16 protein-coding genes, 1 tRNA gene and 1 other RNA gene are annotated in these 17,487 nt (G+C 68.5%); 12 read left to right on the forward strand and 6 right to left on the reverse strand.

Annotated elements, in window-relative coordinates; genetic code table 11:
* Window positions 1-24 precede the first annotated feature (24 nt).
* Window positions 25-2,778, forward strand: coding sequence for a C25 family cysteine peptidase (locus tag K2Z83_RS22435; RefSeq protein ID WP_220597411.1), 2,754 nt, complete (start codon window positions 25-27; stop codon window positions 2,776-2,778).
* Between the two features lie 12 nt (window positions 2,779-2,790).
* On the forward strand, window positions 2,791-3,165 hold the full coding sequence (locus K2Z83_RS22440) for a YbgC/FadM family acyl-CoA thioesterase (protein ID WP_220597412.1): 375 nt from the start codon (window positions 2,791-2,793) through the stop codon (window positions 3,163-3,165).
* Between the two features lie 99 nt (window positions 3,166-3,264).
* On the opposite strand, the gene K2Z83_RS22445 is transcribed toward K2Z83_RS22440, so the two are convergent.
* A complete protein-coding gene (locus K2Z83_RS22445) occupies window positions 3,265-4,401 on the reverse strand; it encodes an N-acetylmuramoyl-L-alanine amidase (RefSeq protein WP_255604420.1) in 1,137 nt (378 codons plus the stop codon).
* Window positions 4,402-4,598: 197 nt separating this feature from the next.
* Here K2Z83_RS22445 and K2Z83_RS22450 point away from each other — a divergent pair, with 197 nt between their 5' ends.
* Together K2Z83_RS22450 and K2Z83_RS22455 are read left to right on the forward strand one after the other, a co-directional pair.
* Window positions 4,599-5,402 carry a [LysW]-aminoadipate kinase gene (locus K2Z83_RS22450; protein ID WP_220597413.1) on the forward strand — a complete coding sequence of 268 codons (804 nt, stop codon included), beginning with the start codon at window positions 4,599-4,601 and terminating at the stop codon, window positions 5,400-5,402.
* A gap of 298 nt (window positions 5,403-5,700) precedes the next feature.
* Window positions 5,701-6,912, forward strand: a complete 1,212-nt coding sequence (locus K2Z83_RS22455; protein ID WP_220597414.1) for an RNA-guided endonuclease TnpB family protein — start codon at window positions 5,701-5,703, stop codon at window positions 6,910-6,912.
* Window positions 6,913-6,946: 34 nt separating this feature from the next.
* On the opposite strand, the gene K2Z83_RS22460 is transcribed toward K2Z83_RS22455, so the two are convergent.
* Window positions 6,947-7,327 carry a hypothetical protein gene (locus K2Z83_RS22460; protein ID WP_220597415.1) on the reverse strand — a complete coding sequence of 127 codons (381 nt, stop codon included), beginning with the start codon at window positions 7,325-7,327 and terminating at the stop codon, window positions 6,947-6,949.
* A 90-nt stretch (window positions 7,328-7,417) separates the two neighbouring features.
* Between K2Z83_RS22460 and K2Z83_RS22465 the strand changes: the two genes are divergently transcribed.
* From K2Z83_RS22465 to K2Z83_RS22475, 3 genes are all read left to right on the forward strand, one after another.
* A complete protein-coding gene (locus K2Z83_RS22465) occupies window positions 7,418-7,669 on the forward strand; it encodes a hypothetical protein (RefSeq protein WP_220597416.1) in 252 nt (83 codons plus the stop codon).
* A gap of 127 nt (window positions 7,670-7,796) precedes the next feature.
* On the forward strand, window positions 7,797-8,213 hold the full coding sequence (locus K2Z83_RS22470) for a hypothetical protein (RefSeq protein WP_220597417.1): 417 nt from the start codon (window positions 7,797-7,799) through the stop codon (window positions 8,211-8,213).
* A gap of 27 nt (window positions 8,214-8,240) precedes the next feature.
* Entirely contained in the window at window positions 8,241-8,948 is a 708-nt protein-coding gene (locus tag K2Z83_RS22475; protein WP_255604421.1) for an SOS response-associated peptidase, read from the forward strand.
* A gap of 197 nt (window positions 8,949-9,145) precedes the next feature.
* On the opposite strand, the gene murA is transcribed toward K2Z83_RS22475, so the two are convergent.
* Both murA and K2Z83_RS22485 read right to left on the reverse strand, forming a co-directional pair.
* A complete protein-coding gene (gene murA / locus K2Z83_RS22480; RefSeq protein WP_220597418.1) occupies window positions 9,146-10,432 on the reverse strand; it encodes a UDP-N-acetylglucosamine 1-carboxyvinyltransferase in 1,287 nt (428 codons plus the stop codon).
* 123 nt (window positions 10,433-10,555) lie between these two features.
* Window positions 10,556-11,680: a hypothetical protein gene (locus K2Z83_RS22485; protein ID WP_220597419.1), complete on the reverse strand. Its 1,125-nt coding sequence runs from the start codon at window positions 11,678-11,680 to the stop codon at window positions 10,556-10,558.
* A gap of 120 nt (window positions 11,681-11,800) precedes the next feature.
* Between K2Z83_RS22485 and K2Z83_RS22490 the strand changes: the two genes are divergently transcribed.
* The 4 genes from K2Z83_RS22490 to cdd all read left to right on the forward strand — a co-directional run bounded on the left by K2Z83_RS22490 (window position 11,801) and on the right by cdd (window position 14,818).
* Window positions 11,801-11,874: transfer RNA gene (locus K2Z83_RS22490), tRNA-Gln, on the forward strand.
* 177 nt (window positions 11,875-12,051) lie between these two features.
* Entirely contained in the window at window positions 12,052-12,990 is a 939-nt protein-coding gene (locus tag K2Z83_RS22495; RefSeq protein WP_220597420.1) for a ribose-phosphate pyrophosphokinase, read from the forward strand.
* Window positions 12,991-13,128: 138 nt separating this feature from the next.
* Window positions 13,129-14,421, forward strand: a complete 1,293-nt coding sequence (locus tag K2Z83_RS22500) for a hemolysin family protein (RefSeq protein WP_220597421.1) — start codon at window positions 13,129-13,131, stop codon at window positions 14,419-14,421.
* Entirely contained in the window at window positions 14,408-14,818 is a 411-nt protein-coding gene (gene cdd, locus K2Z83_RS22505) for a cytidine deaminase (protein ID WP_220597422.1), read from the forward strand. The genes K2Z83_RS22500 and cdd overlap by 14 nt, the downstream gene beginning before the upstream one ends.
* A gap of 65 nt (window positions 14,819-14,883) precedes the next feature.
* Here the strand turns inward: cdd and ffs are convergent.
* Window positions 14,884-14,980: signal recognition particle sRNA small type (ffs, locus tag K2Z83_RS22510), an RNA gene on the reverse strand.
* Between the two features lie 433 nt (window positions 14,981-15,413).
* A complete protein-coding gene (locus K2Z83_RS22515) occupies window positions 15,414-15,974 on the reverse strand; it encodes a bifunctional nuclease family protein (RefSeq protein WP_220597423.1) in 561 nt (186 codons plus the stop codon).
* A 524-nt stretch (window positions 15,975-16,498) separates the two neighbouring features.
* Between K2Z83_RS22515 and K2Z83_RS22520 the strand changes: the two genes are divergently transcribed.
* The coding region (locus tag K2Z83_RS22520; RefSeq protein ID WP_220597424.1) for a LysM peptidoglycan-binding domain-containing protein at window positions 16,499-17,487 on the forward strand (989 nt) is incomplete at its 3' end.

Raw genomic sequence — 17,487 nt, forward strand, 5'->3', positions numbered from 1 at the left:
GCAACAGCCAGAGCGCCGCACCATATGACCACTCGAACACTCCTGGCGATCGCTCTCTTGCTCGTGCTCCTCTCATCGGCCGGCGCGTCGGCGCGGCCGCGCGACCCTGGCGGGCTGTCGGTGACAGCCGATGCGAGGGGCCTCACGATCCGATGGTCCCCCGACAGTGCGACGCAGTCGGCCCTGGCATCGGGTGCTCCGCCGCCGCCGCAGGTGATCGCCGTCGAGCTGCCCGACGGCGCCGACCCCAGCCCCATAATCATCGCCGTCGATCATCAGCCATGGGCGGGTGCGAGCCCGTCGCCCACCACGATCCCGACGCGCACGCTGCCCGATGGGACAAGCTACCCGCCCCTGGCTCAATTCGGGCCGACGCCGGCCCCCGCCGCGCCCCTGGCCCTCCTGCGCGAGGGGCGCGCGCGCGGCCAGCGCATCGCGGTCTACGCCCTCAGCCCGGTCTACATCGCGGGCGACGGCCCGACCATGCTCACCGGCCTTGATGCGCGCATCCCCAACGCCGCGCCCCTCGCCGCCGCAGATGCGTGGGAAACTCACCCAAACACACCCTTTCTCGACGCGGCCCCGTCCGCCCCTGACCCGATCGCCGCCGGCCAGTCCTGGGTCATCCGTGTCAGCCAGGGCGGCGTCCAGTCGCTCAGCGCGGCCGCGCTCCAGGCCGCCGGGCTGAGCCTCGCGGGCGTCAGCCCGTCGCGGCTGCGGCTGTGGATGGGCGGCGCGGCCGTGCCCCTGGAGCTGCGCACGAGCGGAGCTGCCCTCGACGAGCTGCGCTTCTACGCGCCGACGCCCGGCGACCGCTACAACAGCACCGACACCTACTGGCTCACGGTCGAGGACGCAGCTGTCCCGACGATGGCGACCGTCAGCGCGCCGCCCACGGGCTCGGTCACGTGCCAGAGCACTGCTCTGGGGCAGGGCGCGTGGCAGACCCCCTCGCTCTACGATCCGCAGATCCCCGGCACCGACGGAGATCACTTCTTCGCCGCCAGGCTACGGGTTGGCTCGCTGACCCCCGTAGCGGCCCCCCCCGATGTACTCACCGCGACGATCAGCCCCGACCTGCCGAGGGCAACTGGACCAGTGACCGTGACCATCTCTGGGGCCAGCCTCTTCGCCGACACCCACACCATCAGCGTCACGGTGGCCGGCGCGGTGCGCACATCAAGCTGGTTCGGCACCCCTGTCTTCACGCGCAGCCTCGGGTTCCCCGCCGGGTCAGGCCAGGTCGAGATCGCGCTCATGCCCGTTGCGGCCGAGGCGGGCGATGGCATCCACATCGACAGCGTCTCGTGGCAGACCCCAGTCCAGCTGAGCTTCGCCGGCAAGGGCGCCGCCTTTGTCGGGCAGAGCGGGCACCGCTGCTACAGCCTCAGCGGGCTCCCCGTCGGGGCGGCGCTCTATGATGTCACGAGCCCGGCCGCCCCGGCGCGCATGAGCATTGGCGCGAGCAGCTTCGAGGTGAGCGTGGCTGAGGGCCGATCCTACATCTTGGCCGGGCCGGGCACCCTGCACACCCCCGAGATCAGCGCCCACGCCCCGATCAATCTGGCGACGCCGCTCGACGCCCAGGCGATCTACATCGCTCCCGACGCCTTTGTGTCGGCCCTCGACCCGCTGGTGGCCCAGCGCAAGGCCCAGGGCTACAGCGTCGTCGTGGTGCGCGCCCAGGCGATCTACGACTCGTGGGCCGGCGGCCAGGCCAGCCCCGCAGCGATCCGCGACTTTCTGCGCTACGCGGCCGCAGCATGGTCGGTCAAGCCGATCGCCGTCACCCTTGTCGGCGATGGAACCTACGACCCGCGCAACTACCTGGGGATCGGCCAGACCAGCTGGATCCCACCCTACCTCGCCGAGGTCGACCCCTGGCTCGGCGAGACGGCCTGCGAGAACTGCTTCGCCCAGCTCGACGGCGACAGCCCCCTGTCCGACCCCCTGCCCGACCTGATGATCGGCCGGCTGCCGGTGAAGAGCGCGGAGGAGCTGGGCCAGCTGGCGCAGAAGATCATCGCCTACGAGAACGCGCAGGATATCGGGGCGTGGCGGGGGCGTGCCGTCTACCTGGCAGACAACGCCGACTCGGCGGGCGACTTTACCCAAACAGCCGACGCGAGCGTCGCCGAGCTGCCCTCAGCCGCGAAGGTCACACGTGTCTACTACGACCCAGCGGCGCCGGACAGCGAGCCCTGGCGGGTGCGCGACTCGTTCGACGCCTTCCAGCGATCCTTCGACGCGATCAACGGCGGCGCCGCCGTGGTGAGCTACCTTGGCCACGGGCAGCCCTACCAGTGGGCCTACACCGGGCCGCCGCTCACCGATACGGTGCCGCAGGACCGGCAGTACCTGCTGAACGTAGACTTCGCCGGCGACCTGACGAACAGCGCGCGGCTGCCGGTGGTGCTCAGCCTGACCTGCCTGACGGGCGAGTTTCAGATCCCGTCGGTGCGCGGCACGACGATCGACGAGGCGCTGGTGCTGAACCCGCACGGCGGGGCGATCGCCACATGGAGCTCGTCGGGGCTGGGGGTGCTCTACGGCCACGACGCGCTCCAGAAGGGGTTTCTCGACACCCTGTGGGCCGCGCCGACGACGGCGCCGGAGCGGCTGGGAGCGATGGCGATGGCGGGCTACGAGCAGCTCTTCACGACCAAGAGCTGCTGCCAGGATGCCCTGCGCACCTACGGAGTTCTCGGCGACCCGCTGACCCCCGTGCGGACGCAGACGGGAGTCAGCGAGGTGGCGCTGCCGATCGTGCGGCGGTAGAAGGGAGGATTGGTGGAGCACCGGGTGGCCTACAAGGTCTACTACGAGGACACAGACAGCCTGGGGGTGGTCTACTACGCCAACTACCTGAAGTACATGGAGCGCGGGCGCACCGAGTGGGTCGGCGCGCAGGGGCGGCCAATTCAGGAGTGGAACCGCGAGGGCTACAGCTTCGTGGTCTACGGGCTGACGATGAAGTTCAAGCAGGCGGCGCGGCTCGGGGATATGGTCGAGGTGGTCACGTCGGTGAAGATGAGCTCGGCCTACCGGGCGCGCTTTATGCAGCGGGTCGAGCGCCAGGGTGTGCTGCTGGTCGACGCCGAGGTCGATATCGTCTGCCTGGGCGACGACCAGCAGCTGCGCGAGTTCCCATCACTGAGGCACTGAGTCGCTGAGGCGCTGAGTATGATCTGGATCATACTCAGCGCCTCAGCGACTCAGCGACTCAGCGACTCAGTGCCTCAGTGCCTCAGTGATACCTCAGTGCTACGGGTTCGTCGTCGTGGGGAAGGGGAATGGCTCGCTGGTGGTCTCCAGCTGATCCGCGCGCACCCAGCCCGGCGCGCTGGGGTAGTCGCGCGAGAAGACCTGGTACCAGCCGTCGCGCAGGTCGAGGGCGAAGATGCGCTGTCCAGCGTCGATGCGGGTGATCTGGCGGGCGTCGTCGCTGGGGGCGGCGCGCATGATCGCCCCGGGCTCGCCGACGCGCAGGTTGGGGAAGTCGGGCGGCAGCAGGGCCGCGCCGTCGCTGGGGTCGCGCTGGGCCAGATAGTCCAGCACGCCAAGGGCGATCCCCCTGGCCACCCGGCCGGGCTGGTCGAAGATCACGGCCCGGTCGGCGGCGCTGGTCATAAAGCCCATCTCGACGATGATCGCGGGGGTGGTGCGGGCGATCGCGTGGTCGTGCCTGCGGTTGTTGAAGGCGTAGTAGCCGCGCATGTTCACCGTGATCCCGCCGACGTCCTCGGGCATGCCGGTGGCCGGGCCGTAGGTCGCGGCCACCGCGTCGAGCAGCTGCTGCGAGGCCCGCGAGGCGCGCCAGGGCGTGGCCAGCTTCCAGCCGCGCGGGCCGGATGCCGTGGAGCCGTCGGCGTGGATGGCGATGAAGGCGTCGGCGTCATAGCTGGGCGGGATGGTCGCCGGCAGCAGGTCGACGATCACGCCCTCGGCCTCCAGGAGCGCCTGCACGCGCAGGGCGATATCGTTGTTGAGCTCGGCCTCCGTGACGCCGCCGAAGCGCGCGCCGGTCGAGGTGCGAAAGCGGGCCAGCTCCTCGGGGAGCTCGCTGGCGTTCAGGTGGCCCGCCTGGAGGCCGACGCGGGGCGCCGTGCCCGCCGGGCGCGGCGTGGGCGTGGGCACGACGGTCGGCCCGGCCGGCGTGGCCGTGGGCGGGGCCGGCGTGGCCGTGGGCGGGGCCGGCGTGGCCGTGGGCGGGGCCGGCGTGGCCGTGGGCGGGGCCGGCGTGGCCGTGTCGGCGGGGGGCAGGGCGGCCGCCTCGGCGACGGGGATGATCGGCGGGGCGGTGGGGCGCCCGGCCGCGCCAGAGTCGGCGCAGCCCGCCAGCGCGGCCGCCATCAGCAACACAAGAGCGGCCAGCGGCCGCGGCGTAGTCATTCGGGGCATAGGCACAATCCTTATGCGAGACGTCTTCATAAGGGGCAGCGCAGAGCGTAGCGTGTATGATTCACTGACCGTATGATCGCTCTGCGCTCTGCGCTCTGCGCATCGTCGTACGTGCCACAGGTGGGCATCTGGTATGATTGCGGCGCGGTGGAGTTATCAGACGTTGTAGCATACTATGCTGAGAGAGGGATGAGAGCATGCTCGTGATCAAGGTCGGCGGGAGCGCCGGCAACAACTACGACGCCCTCTGCGACGACCTGGCCGCGCGCGGCGAGTCCGGCGGGCCGGTGGTGCTCGTCCACGGCGGGTCGGACGAGACGAACCGCCTGGGCGAGGCGCTGGGCCACCCGCCGCGGTTCGTCACCTCGCCGAGCGGCTACACCAGCCGCTACACCGACCGGCGCACCCTGGAGCTGTTCATGATGGCGGCCGGCGGGCTGGTGAACAAGGGGCTGGTCGAGCGCCTACAGGCCCGCGGGGTCAACGCGGTGGGGCTGAGCGGCCTCGACGGACGGCTCCTCGCGGGCAGGCGCAAGGCGACCATCCGCATCGTGGAGGACGGGCGGCAGAAGCTGCTGCGCGACGACTGGACGGGGACGATCGACTCGGTGAACGCGGGGCTGCTGCGGGCGCTGCTGGAGGCCGGCTACCTGCCGGTGGTCGCGCCGCTGGCATGCTCGGAGCGGGGCGAGGCGCTGAACGTGGACGGGGATCGGGCGGCGGCGGCGATCGCGGCGGCCCTGGGGGCCGACACGCTCCTGCTGCTCTCGAATGTGCCGGGGCTGCTGCGCGCCTTCCCCGACGAGTCCTCGCTGATCACGCGCATCCCGCGCGGCGAGATCGAGAGCTACCTGGGCTTCGCCGAGGGCCGCATGAAGAAGAAGGTGCTCGGAGCCCAGGAGGCCCTGGCCCAGGGCGTGGGCCGGGTCATCCTGGGCGACGCGCGGGCGGCCGGCTGCGTGACGCGGGCGGTGGGCGGCCAGGGGACGGTGATCGGCTAGGGGGACGCGGCCTCACAGAGGAAGGCCGGCTGGCCCTCGGCGCTAGTGATCGTCGAGACATGAAATCTCCAGGCAGGCGAGCGCGGCGAGGTGCCACAATCATCCTACCTGGAGATAGCGCCGTCGGCAACTGGTGCGCTCTATGCCCCGGCCCCTACAGAAATAGCCCGTAGAGCCCAAGAGCTTTAGCCTTGGGGTATAAGGGCTTCACCTGCTTTAGCGGCTTTAGCCTCTCAATATAGCTTCCCAATGCGGCAAATGGCTTGAAATAGAACGAATGATCTGGTATAATGGAGCCATGACACGAACCATCCAGACAACCTACCGCTATCGCCTCAACCCCACGGTTGCGCAAGAAAACCTGCTCAACCAGCTTGCTGGGGCAAGGCGGTTTGTCTGGAATTGGGCCTTGGATCGCAAGAAGTCCCACTATCAGCAGACGGGCGGGACGTTGGGGTTTGCCGCGCTGTCTGCGGAGCTGACTCGTCTGAAACAGCAGCCGGAAACGGTGTGGCTGCGCGAGATGCACGCTCAGTCGTTGCAGCAGGCGCTTCGGGATCTCGATAGCGCGTACCAGCAGTTCTTTCGTCGCATCAAGCGGGGTGAGCGGCATAAAGGTTTTCCCAGGTTCAAGTCGCGCAAGACCGATACGCCGCGCTTTCGGATGCCCCAAGATGTTCGTCTTGTCGATTCGTTCCTTTCAGTGCCAAAGATCGGCATGATCCGTGCGGTCGTGCATCGCCCACTGGAGGGCGTCACGAAGGGCGCGACGTTCAAGCGGGAGCCGGACGGGCATTGGTTCGTGAGCCTCGTCACCGAACAGCAGGCCGAAGCGCGCACCGAGCGTCCGGTACACACCCACGTCGGCGTGGATGTCGGGTTGACGTCGCTGGCCGTGTTCTCGAACGGCGAGACGATCCCCAACCCGCGCTGGTATCGCACGCAGTGCCGGAAGCTGCGCCGGGCGCAGCAGGCGCTCTCCCGCAAGGTGCGGGGCAGCCACAACCGGGGCAAGGCGCGAGTCGTCGTTGCCCGGCTGCACCAGAAGATCAGGAACCAGCGGAACGACTTCCTGCACAAGCTGAGTACGGATCTGGTTCGTCACTTCGACCTCGTTTCGCTAGAGGACGTGAGCATTCGCGGCCTTGCGAAAACCAAGCTGGCCAAGAGTGTTCTGGATGCGGGCTGGGGCATGTTTCGGTCGATGCTGGAGTACAAGGCCGACCGGAACGACACTCATGTGGTTGCGATAGGGCGCTTCTTTGCCTCGTCCAAGACGTGTGGCGCGTGCGGCTGGAAACGCGACGATCTCACCCTCGCCATGCGCGAGTGGGATTGTCTCAATCCTGCGTGCGGCGTGCATCACGACCGCGATTTGAACGCCGCACGGAATATCGACCATGAGGGTAAGCGCCTGTTTGATCTGCGGATCGCGGCGGGACACGCCGAGACACAAAACGCCTGTGGAGACTCGGTAAGCCCAATCGTCACGGTTGGCGCGGGTCGATGAAGCAGGAAGCCCAAGAGCTTTAGCCTTGGGTATTTCACTTCTGGCAGAGGATGAAGCGCCCGCGCGCGTTGGCGTGGTAGTCGTAGGTGGTCGCGCCAGCCTCAAGCACCACCTGGTAGCCGGGGGTGATCACCTGCATATAGGCGACGCCGGGCTGCGGGCAGCCGAGCGAGCTGTCGTTCCACTCGACGGCCGCGCCCTTCTGCACGACGATCGCGGCGGCGTCCACGCCGCTGCGCTGCGCGGCGTCGGCCAGGATCTTGGCGAGCAGGTCGGCGGGCACCTCGCCCGTCACCGGGGCCGTCGTGGGCGCCTGGGGCACCTGGTTGACCGTGGGGACAGGGCGGACGGTCCGCACCGGCCGCGGGCTCGTGGGCGAGGCGGCGGGCGGCGGGGTCTTGGTATCATCGGGCACAGCGGTCTCCTCTGGTGTCGCGCTCGCCTTGACACCGACCTGCGCGACCCGGCGCTGCGCTTCGCCCTCTTCCGCCCCGATCTGGCCGGCATGCTTCCCGACGATGTGCCCGACGGCCTGGCCCACGCCGAGATCTACGCGCGAGCGCGGCGCGCAGGCATGCCCGTGGCCCAGGTGGCGATCACCGGCCGGCGCGGGCGCGAGCCCGCCCCCGGCTCGGCCCTGATCGAGCTCGCCGGCTACCGCCCGCCGAGCGGGGGCCGCCAGGGCGCGCTGGCCGGAGCCGCCGCCCTAGCCGTGGCCAGCGGGCTCTGGCTCCTGCGCCGGCGGCGAAAGCCCTAGCCCGCTGCACCTAAACCCGGCGCGCTATCGTCATAGAGCTGGACAGAAGTCGCATCATCGGCCTACGGACGTAGCGCGCCGCGCCCCATCGAGCATAGAGAATACCATCACAAGGAGGAGAGCCCCCATGAGCCAGCCCGAAGACAACAACAGCGGACAGCAGCCCCACTCGGACCTCGGCAGCGAGCTGCGCGAGCTCGGCCAGCAGATCGAGCAGGCCGTCCGCAACGCCATGGAGAGCGACCGCGCCCGCCAGCTCCAGCAGGACATCGCATCGGGGATGCAGGAGATCGGCACGCAGATGCAGTCGGCGCTCAAGGCCATCCAGGAGGACGAGCGCCTGCGCAAGCTCGCCGAGCGCGGCCAGCAGGCGATCAACCAGGCCCAGGAGAGCCAGGCCGCCAAGGACTTCCAGGAGGCCCTCACCCGCGGCATCGCGCAGCTCAACGACCAGATGGCCGCCTTCGTCTCCCGCCTCCAGCAGAGCGCCGGCGGCGACTCGGCCGCCACCGGCGAGACCACCCGCTTAGACGACGATAAGTAATTATGAATGCTGAATGTTGAATGTTGAATGCGTGCATTCAACATTCAACATTCAGCATTTAGCATTCACATGTGCGGACGCTACACGCTGCGTGCATCTGGCGGGCAGGTGGCGGAGCAGTTCGGCCTGGCCGACGCGCCCCAGCTCGCCCCGCGCTACAACATCGCGCCGACCCAGCTCGTGCCCGTGGTGCGCGCCGGGGCGGAGGGCCGCGAGCTCGCGCTGCTGCGCTGGGGGCTGGTGCCCTTCTGGGCCAAGGATCTGGCCATCGGCGCGAAGATGATCAACGCCCGCTCGGAGACGGTCGCCGAGAAGCCGGCCTTCCGCGCCGCCCTCAGGCAGCGGCGCTGCCTCATCCTCGCCGACGGATTCTACGAGTGGCAGGCGACGCCCGGCGGCAAGCAGCCCTTCTACTTCCGCGTCGGCGACGGCGCGCCCTTCGCCATGGCCGGCCTCTGGGAGAGCTGGCGCGGCCCGGACGACGCGACGGTGCAGACCTGCACCATCCTCACCACCCGGGCCAACCCGCTGCTCGCCCCGCTCCACGACCGTATGCCGGTCATCCTGCCCCCCGACGAGTACCGGCTCTGGCTCGACCCGAGCCTGCGCGAGGCCGGGCCGCTGGAGCACCTCTTCGATCCCTTCCCCGCCGAGGACATGGACGCCTACCCGGTCGGCAAAGACGTCAACCGGGTCGCCAACGACTCGGCGGCGCTGATCGCGCCGCTTGTCTAGGGCTGCCGCCCAAACCCCATGTTGTGTGCCCAGCAGGCACATGCTGCACTGATTATGCTGCGGCGCGGCGTAGCCGCGCCGCAGCATAATCAGTTTTTTCTGTGGGAGAGCTTTGCTCTCCCACACCCTCTCTATGCGCAGTGTTGTTGCCGGCAACAAAAATACTGTGGGGAGGCGAAGCCTCCCCACACCCCACCCTAGCGCGCCCGCTCGATCCGCGCGCCCAGCGCGGCCAGCCGCTCGTCGATCCGCTCGTAGCCCCGGTCGATCTGGCCGATGTTGAAGATCACGCTCCTGCCCTTGGCGCAGAGCGCCGCCGTGAGCAGCGCCATGCCCGCGCGGATGTCCGGGCTGGGCAGGCCCTCGGGCTCGCCGTAGAGCTGCGACGGCCCGACCACCACGGCCCGGTGCGGGTCGCAGAGCACGATCTTCGCGCCCATGCCGATCAGGCGGTCGGCGAAGAACAGCCGGCTCTCGAACATCTTCTCGTGGATAAGCACCGTCCCGCGCGACTGGGTGGCCACCACCAGGGCCGTGCTGATCAGGTCGGGGTTGAAGCCGGGCCAGGGGGCCGAGTCGATCTTCGGGATGGCCCCGTGCAGGTCGTGGTTGACCACCAGCTCCTGCCCGCCGGGGACGACGATGTCGTCGCCCTCGTCGCGCCAGGTCACGCCGAGTCGGCCGAAGGCGATCCGGCTCATGCGGTGGTCGCGCGGGCGGGCGCCGGCCAGGCGCAGCTCGCTGCCGGTGACGGCGGCGAGGCCGATCAGCGAGCCGACCTCCATAAAGTCGGGGCCGATGGTGAAGTCGGCGCCGCCCAGGCTGGGCACGCCCTCGATCTCCAGCAGGTTCGTGCCGATGCCGGCGATCTGCGCGCCCATCTGGCTCAGGCAGCGGCAGAGGTCCTGGACGTGCGGCTCCGAGGCGGCGTTGCCGATCGTGGTGTGGCCCTCGGCCAGCACGGCGGCCAGCACCGCCTGCTCGGTGCCGGTCACGCTCATCTCATCGAGGAAGATATCGGCGCCACGCAGCCCGTCGGCGCTGAGGATGTAGCTGGTGGGCGTCACCTCCACGGCGGCGCCGAGGGCGCGCAGGGCCAGGAAGTGGGTGTCGAGGCGGCGGCGGCCGATCACATCGCCGCCGGGGCGGGGCAGGGTGACGTGGCCGCGGCGGGCGAGCAGCGGGCCGGCGAGCAGGGGCGAGGTGCGGATGCGCCGGGCCATCGCGACATCGGGGTCGACGGCGGGGATGGCGGCGGCGGTCAGCGCGTAGACGTGCGGCGCGACCTGATCGACGCGCACGCCGAGCTGCTCCAGCAGCGCGAGCTTGATCTGCACGTCGCCGATATCGGGCACATTGCGCAGGATCAGGCGCCCGCTGGTGAGCAGGGCCGCCGCCAGCAGCGGCAGGGCGGCGTTCTTATTGCCAGACGGGGTGATCGTGCCGCTCAGACGGTGTCCACCCTCGATCACAAACGATTCCATAAAAAGACTCCTACGCTATCGCTCGTACATCAACGCCACGGCGCGGGGACGGCGTAGGGACGGCGTAGGGACGCAGCGCGCTGCGTCCCTACGCCGTCCCTACGCCGAATGAAGGGCAGATTGCTACGGCTGCTCAGGCTCAGGTGGCGGCTCTGGGCTCGCCTTCCCGCCGGGCAGCGCCCGGCGGATGCGAGCGGCGATGCTGCTGAGCGCGCCCCCGCCCGCGCTGCCGCGCTCGCGGGCGGCCGAGGCCAGGGCGAGGGCGCGCTCGCGCCCGACGCGCATGGCCTCATCGGTGATCTCCTTCAGGCGGGCGCCCGAGATGAGCTCGCCGCTCGCGAACCAGCGCCAGGCGACCATGCCCGTCGAGTAGGTGCCCGCGTAGGCGATCGCCACCTTGGGGACAACCCCCCAGACCGGGACGAGGCCGACCAGGGTGCGGGCGATCTGCCGCCAGGCGAAGGCCCCGCCGAGGGTCGGCAGCACCTCGCGGATACGAGACTGGAACTCGGGCGGGGCGCCGTGGGAGAGGGCCAGCTTATAGACGAGCATCGCCTGATTTTTGGTGAGCACCAGGATATCTGCGGCGGCGAAGGGGATGCTGAAGATCGGGATCTGCTCGGGCAGGGCCGACGCCAGGGCGTACGAGGCGTTGGTGAACGATGTGGCGTTGATCAGCTGGCGCGCGTAGGCGGCCCGCATGCCGGGCAGGCGGCGGGCCGCCGCCATGTGGAGGTCGCCGGGGAGCCGCGCAAGCACCGCATCGGCCAGCGTGTCGGAGGCCTGGGGCGACTCCGGGTCCAGCAGGGCCACCACGTGGGCGTAGGCGAAGGCGCGGCGCGTATCGCCGGCGGGGATGGGCGGCGTATCGGTGTGGGTGAGGATGATCACCGTCGGCATCGCGAGATCGGCCAGGATCTTCAGCGCGGCGGCGGCGGCGGCGGGGACGGGGGCGCGCCCATCGAGGGCGATCAGCAGCATGTCGGCGTGGCGCAGCGCGGATCCGAGCTCGTCGGACAGCCCGCCCCGCCGCACATCGCCGAGAGTCGCGATCAGCAGAGGGTTGAGCCCGATAGGGCCGTAGCGCCGGCCGTCGCTCGTGCTCAGCAGCCCGACGACGGTGGCCAGGGCGGGCTGCTCGCCCACGCAGGCGATGGTGACGGGGCGCTCGCTCTCCTCACGGATCACGGTCACATCTATCTCGCGCAGCGTGCTGAAGGCCGCACCCAGATCATTCCAGCTCGGCACAGGCGGCTCCTTTGCAACAGATCATCCGCTCTGGATTATAGCATGGCCCTCTGGGCGCGATCTGAGAGCGGGCTGACAACGGCGCGCTTTCATGGGTATGCTATAATGCTACAAAGGTATTGCCGGGTTGTGTAATGGCAGCACGACGGACTTTGAATCCGTCTGTCCAGGTTCGAGTCCTGGCCCGGCAGCCACACGACCAGTACCCCTACCCCGTGGGAAGGTCGCCCGCGAACGGTGCCGAGACATGGCAGCGAGCCGCGACGCTACAATCAGCCCCCCATCACCCAAGCCGGCCCCGGGCCGGATATACTCTCGCAGTGGAGCTGTGCTTCACTGCTTTTTTAGCACCCTGGAGTGAAAAGTCAGCGATGGACGGTCGCCTCCTTGTGTTCAGCGGGAACGCCAACGAAGCCCTTGCCCGTGAGATCGCCACCAGCCTGCGGATCGGCCTCGGCCGCGCCATGGTCGGGTCGTTCAAAAATGGCGAGACGCGGGTGAAGCTCCACGACAACGTGCGCGGCTGCGATGTCTTCGTCGTCCAGCCCACATGCTCGCCGGTCGATCACCACCTGATGGAGCTGCTGCTGCTGATCGACGCGCTGCGGCGGGCCTCAGCCTCGCGGGTGACGGCGGTCATCCCCTACTACGGCTACGCCAAGCAGGAGAAGAAGACCGCCGGGCGCGAGCCGATCTCGGCCAAGCTGGTGGCGAACCTCATCCGCACCGCCGGCGCCGACCGCGTGCTGACGATGGACCTGCACGCGCCGGCGATCGAGGGCTTCTTCGACATCCCGGTGGACCACCTCCAGGCCGCCCAGATGCTCTCGGACTATGTGCGCGGGCTGAACCTGCCCAACCCGGTGGTGGTCTCGCCCGACGCCGGCGGCGTGGGCCGGGCCAACCGCTTCCGCGAGCGGATCGGCGCGGGGCTTGCGATCATCGCCAAGCAGCGCCCCGAGCCCGACATCGCCGAGGTGCTGGAGATGGTCGGCGAGGTCGAGGGCAAGACGGCGATCATTGTCGATGATATGATCTCGACCGGCGGCACCCTGGTGGAGGCGGCCCACGCCCTGCTCGACCGCGGCGCGCGCAGCGTCTACGCCTGCGCGACCCACGGGATCTTCGCGTCTGAGGCCATGGAGATCATCAAGGGGTCAGACCTGGTCGAGACGATCGTGACCAACACCATCCCGCAGGCCGCCCACGCGACACAGGCCCGCGTGCGCACGATCAGCGTCGCCCCGCTCTTCGCCGAGGCGATCATGCGCATCCATAAGGATCTCTCGCTCAGCGCGCTCTTCTCCTAGCCGCCCGCCACAGCTGCGCTGACTCACATGCGCCGTACTACCGCGACCCCTTCCGATCGGCCATGACGGCGCGCTGGAGGAAGGGGTCATCATCACCAGGAGTGTTCACCCTTGTTGGAGGACCCGGAACCTAGTCTTATGCTGATCGGTGTTGGCCTGTGCATGGTTGTGCTGGCCTTCACGTCAGCGATCGATGCCTCATTCACATCCATCAGCAGACACCGCCTCAACCTGCTGCTCTCCGAGGGCGGCTCACGCGCCAAACGGGCCGTGTCGCGCCTGATCGACGACCCCTACCGCTTCAAATCCACCATCATCTTCCTCAATATCTTCATGACCATCACCGCCACCGCGCTGACGCTGCGCCTGAGCGCCGGTCTCGGCACCTGGCCGCAGATCGGCAGCCTGGGGCTGCTGCTGCTGGCGATCCTGATCTTCAGCGAGGCCTTCCCCAAGGCCCTGGCCATCCGCAACCCCGACGCGACCGCCCTGGCCCTGGCGCGGCCGCTGCGGATGGTCTCGCAGCTGCTCTGGCCGGTGATCTCGCTGATCAACCTGATCACCAGCCCGCTCTTCAAGGCGGTGAGCGGGCGCAGCTCCTACCCGTCGCCGCTGGTGACGGAGGAGGAGCTGCGCCTGCTGATGAACGTCGGCGAGGAGGAGGGCCTGATCGAGCACGAGGAGCGCGAGATGATCGAGGGCGTGATCGCCTTCGGCAACACGCTGCTGCGCGAGATCATGGTGCCCCAGGTGGACATCCTGGCCATCGAGGTGGACACCTCGCTGGACCACGCCCTCGACGTGGTGGTCGCCCGCGGCCACTCGCGCATCCCGGTCTACAACGACACGATCAACCAGATCGTCGGCATCCTCTACGCCAAGGATCTCATCCCGGCCCTGCGCGACGGCAACCGCGACATGCCGATCAACAGCCTGCTCCGCCCGGCCCACTTTGTGCCCGAGACGATGCGGGTGAATGCGCTGCTTGAGGATCTGCAGCGGCGCAAGGTGCATATGGCGATCATGGTCGACGAGTACGGTAACACGGCCGGGCTGGCGACGATCGAGGATCTGATCGAGCAGATCGTGGGTGAGATCCAGGATGAGTACGACACCGAGGACCCCTCGATCCAGCCGATCGGCGATGGCGAGTACATCGTGGACGGGCGGGTGTCGATCGATGATGTTAACTATCTGGCCGACCTGAGCCTCTCGTCGGACAGCGCCGACCGGATCGGCGGGCTGGTGTACGAGCTGCTCGGGCGCGTGCCGCGGGTGGGCGACGAGCTGGTGCTGGAGGAGGCGACGATGACGGTGCTCTCGGTGAAGGGGGTGCGGCCACAGAAGCTGCGCGTCGTCCGCCGGCAGCCACTATCGGAGGGCGCCCTGAGCGGCGGCCTTACAGAAGGCGGTATCCATGACCCGGCCTGACTACGCGGCCCTGTCAGCGGCGGCCCTGGAGGCCCGTGGGCGGGCCTACGCGCCCTACTCACACTTCCACGTTGGGGCGGCGGCGCTCACCGCCAGCGGGAGGATCTTTCTGGGGGGCAATATTGAGAACGCGGCCTACCCGATGACGGTCTGCGCCGAGCGGGTGGCGATCTTCAGCGCCTACGCGGCGGGCGAGCGCGAGATCGTGGCCCTGGCGGTGGTGACGCCCACCGATGAGGTGGCCAGCCCCTGCGGCGCGTGTCGGCAGGTGATCTTCGAGCTGGCCGCGCACTGCGAGGTGCTCCTGCTCAACCTCGCGGGCGCGCAGCGGCTGGTGACCCCGCAAGATCTGCTGCCCCACGGGTTTGGCGCGCGCCAGCTGGAGGAGTCGCGGTAGGCAGCTGCAGGATGTGCAAAAAAGGCTGTCGGCGGATTGATCCGCCGGCAGCCTTTACTATTCTGTGGGGGGCACCTCCAAACACCCAGAGGAACTCGCCTACCGTTGCTACCTTTCGGTCCTGGCGGGGTTCAGCAAGTATCTGCCGTTCTTCGGTGCCGTGGGCCATTATACACGATTTCGCCCACGCGGCGCAACTTTGGGCGAGATCGAAACCACTGGCCTCATCATGTTCCTCATGAATCATCATGTTAATAAAGGATGGGGAGATCTCCGTACCCATAGCAGTCATGTGGAAGATGTGGAGAAGCGCCTGGATCCGCTTCCAGAATGGCATGAATCCCATGAGGATAACCCGTGGAAGCCTGTCCCCATGTTCCACATGCGGGGGGGGCGGTCAGGATCACGCGGTCGTTTTCCCACAGCTCTCCACGCGTTTTATGGTGACTTATCCACAAAGGGTACAAGTTATCCACAAATGAACGCTACTTATCCACATTTTATGCTGCGATGAGGGTAAAGCACGATGTATGACGAAGGGGCCGGATGCAGTACGATTGACGCATCCGGCCCCCTCATGCAGTTATGCGCGAGCTTATGGCTTGTCGCCGCTCTGCCCAGGAGGTTCATCGAGGTTCAGCGTATTGATGAAGTCACGAAAGATAGACAGCGACTCGTCATTCACCTCAGGCTCAGGCTCGGCCTCCGCCTCGGCGGGGGTGGCCATTGGCTCCTGGGGGGCGACCTGCTCATCCTCATCAAAGTAGACGCCGGCCTGTTCGAGCACGTGGGACTCGACGTAGATCGGCGCCTCGGTGCGGACGGCGAGGGCGACCGCATCGCTCGGCCGGGCATCGACCTCAATCGTGCGGCCCTGCTGCTCGATGACAATGCGCGCGTAGAAGGTGCTATCCTGCATGTCGCTGACGAAGATATGGCTAATGTGCCCGCCGAGGTCGCCGATCATCGCCTTTAGGAGGTCGTGGGTCAGCGGTCGCTGCGGCTCGTGGCCCTGGATCGCCATGGCGATGGCCTCAGCCTCAAAGGCACCGATCCATATGGGCAGATAGCGCGTGCTATCCGTCTCGCGAAGCACGACAACGCGATGTTGCGTCAGAAGGCTTACGCGAATGCTGTCTACAGTTACACGGATCATCTGCCGGCCTTTCGTGGAGGGAGGGACGGCCTCGCCCGCCGGGTGTCTGATCTGGTGGGTGGGACCGATTTGGGAATGAGGGTATCTTAACACGATGCTTGAGTGTACGTCAAGGTTCGGATGCGCCCGCCGGCGCGTGGCGGGATAGGCGATATACCGCATCAGGAAGCGAGGGACTCCCGCTTGATTGACAAAGGTGTCCGCCCATTGTATGCTCTGGCCGTCCCATGGGCGATGGCTCGCGATGTGGCATCTCAGCTTCGGATGTACGGATGCCGCACATGCGCGCATCGCCATCGCTTCCGGCCTGCGGACACGGGCCTGCTCACGGATTGACGCGCATGATGCTGAGGTGGGTGTTCTCGCGCCAGATGTCAGACGCTCTGACCCATGAGCGCCTGCGCCGGGGCACCGCGCGTATGCGCTCGGCGCGGGCGCGGGAAGCGCTCGATCGCATTCAGATCGGCGGCGCGCGACCCTCACATGGAGCGCGGGCGATCCCTGATGAGCTGTGGCCTAGCCGTATGGCGCGAGGTGTCGGCGCGTCGCTTGCGACGCACGGCTGGCTGATCATCTTTGTGCTGCTCGTCGTGGCGGGCGAGGTGCTCGGCGGCTGGTCGGCCGGCCTCATCGCCGCGATGCCGACGCCTGGCGCGCCGCTGCGCGGCGGGCAGGTCGCGCCGCTGGCCATCGACACCTCCGGCCAGCTCATCGCCGCGCCAGATGATGGTGGCGCGGCGGTGCGCTTTGTGGCGCAGCCCGCCCCGGCTGCGCCGATCGCCCCCGCCCGCAGCGCCCCGCTGGCGCTCTCCGACGCCTTCCGCGAGACTCACGAGATCGCTGCGGGCGAGACTCTGGGCGGCATTGCGCAGCGCTACGGTGTGAGCCTGGCGTCGATCATCTGGTCGAATGGCCTGGATCGGGGCGACGCGCTGGCTCTGGGGCAGCCCCTGCGCATCCCGCGCGTCTCCGGCGCCCCCCACCTGGTCGCGGCGGGCGAGACCGTCGCGGATATCGCGGCGCGCTTCGGCGTGTCGCCCGAGGCGATCCTCACCTTCGGGCCGAACCGCCTGCAGGGCGGGCGCGATCTGGTGGCGGGCCGTGAGATCTTCGTCCCCGGCGGCGATATGCCGCTCCCCGAGATCCTGCTGGCGCAGGGAGGGTCGGATGGGCTGGCGGCGCGCGGGGCTGAGCCAGTGGGTCTAGTGCGCGAGGACGAGACGAACCTGCGGGAGGGGCCAGGCACCGACTACGGGCGCCAGGCCCAGCTCGACAGCGGCCGCCAGGTGGCGCTGCGGGCGCGCCACGGCGACTGGCTGAGGGTAGAGATCGCGGGGGCGGCGGGGTGGGTGCGGGCCGACCTGCTCCAGATCGCGGGCGGGCTGGCCGATGCCCTGCCGGAGACGGACGACTTCCCGCCGCCGCCGCCGCGCTGGGTCTGGCCGAGCTGGGGGACGCTCACGTCCGGCTTCGGGTCGCGCTGGGGGAGTTTCCATAACGGCATCGACATCGC

Source organism: Oscillochloris sp. ZM17-4 (genome assembly GCF_019599295.1).
Taxonomy (GTDB): Bacteria; Chloroflexota; Chloroflexia; order Chloroflexales; family Chloroflexaceae; genus Oscillochloris.

Coding starts and splice junctions, on each gene's coding strand:
- K2Z83_RS22445 (WP_255604420.1), bottom strand. CDS start 4,401: ATGCCCCGAATGACTACGCCGCGGCCGCTGGCCGCTCTTGTGTTGCTG.
- K2Z83_RS22455 (WP_220597414.1), top strand. CDS start 5,701: ATGACACGAACCATCCAGACAACCTACCGCTATCGCCTCAACCCCACG.
- cdd (WP_220597422.1), top strand. CDS start 14,408: ATGACCCGGCCTGACTACGCGGCCCTGTCAGCGGCGGCCCTGGAGGCC.
- K2Z83_RS22475 (WP_255604421.1), top strand. CDS start 8,241: ATGCGTGCATTCAACATTCAACATTCAGCATTTAGCATTCACATGTGC.
- K2Z83_RS22465 (WP_220597416.1), top strand. CDS start 7,418: ATGCTTCCCGACGATGTGCCCGACGGCCTGGCCCACGCCGAGATCTAC.
- K2Z83_RS22495 (WP_220597420.1), top strand. CDS start 12,052: ATGGACGGTCGCCTCCTTGTGTTCAGCGGGAACGCCAACGAAGCCCTT.
- K2Z83_RS22500 (WP_220597421.1), top strand. CDS start 13,129: ATGCTGATCGGTGTTGGCCTGTGCATGGTTGTGCTGGCCTTCACGTCA.
- K2Z83_RS22435 (WP_220597411.1), top strand. CDS start 25: ATGACCACTCGAACACTCCTGGCGATCGCTCTCTTGCTCGTGCTCCTC.
- murA (WP_220597418.1), bottom strand. CDS start 10,432: ATGGAATCGTTTGTGATCGAGGGTGGACACCGTCTGAGCGGCACGATC.
- K2Z83_RS22470 (WP_220597417.1), top strand. CDS start 7,797: ATGAGCCAGCCCGAAGACAACAACAGCGGACAGCAGCCCCACTCGGAC.
- K2Z83_RS22515 (WP_220597423.1), bottom strand. CDS start 15,974: ATGATCCGTGTAACTGTAGACAGCATTCGCGTAAGCCTTCTGACGCAA.
- K2Z83_RS22450 (WP_220597413.1), top strand. CDS start 4,599: ATGCTCGTGATCAAGGTCGGCGGGAGCGCCGGCAACAACTACGACGCC.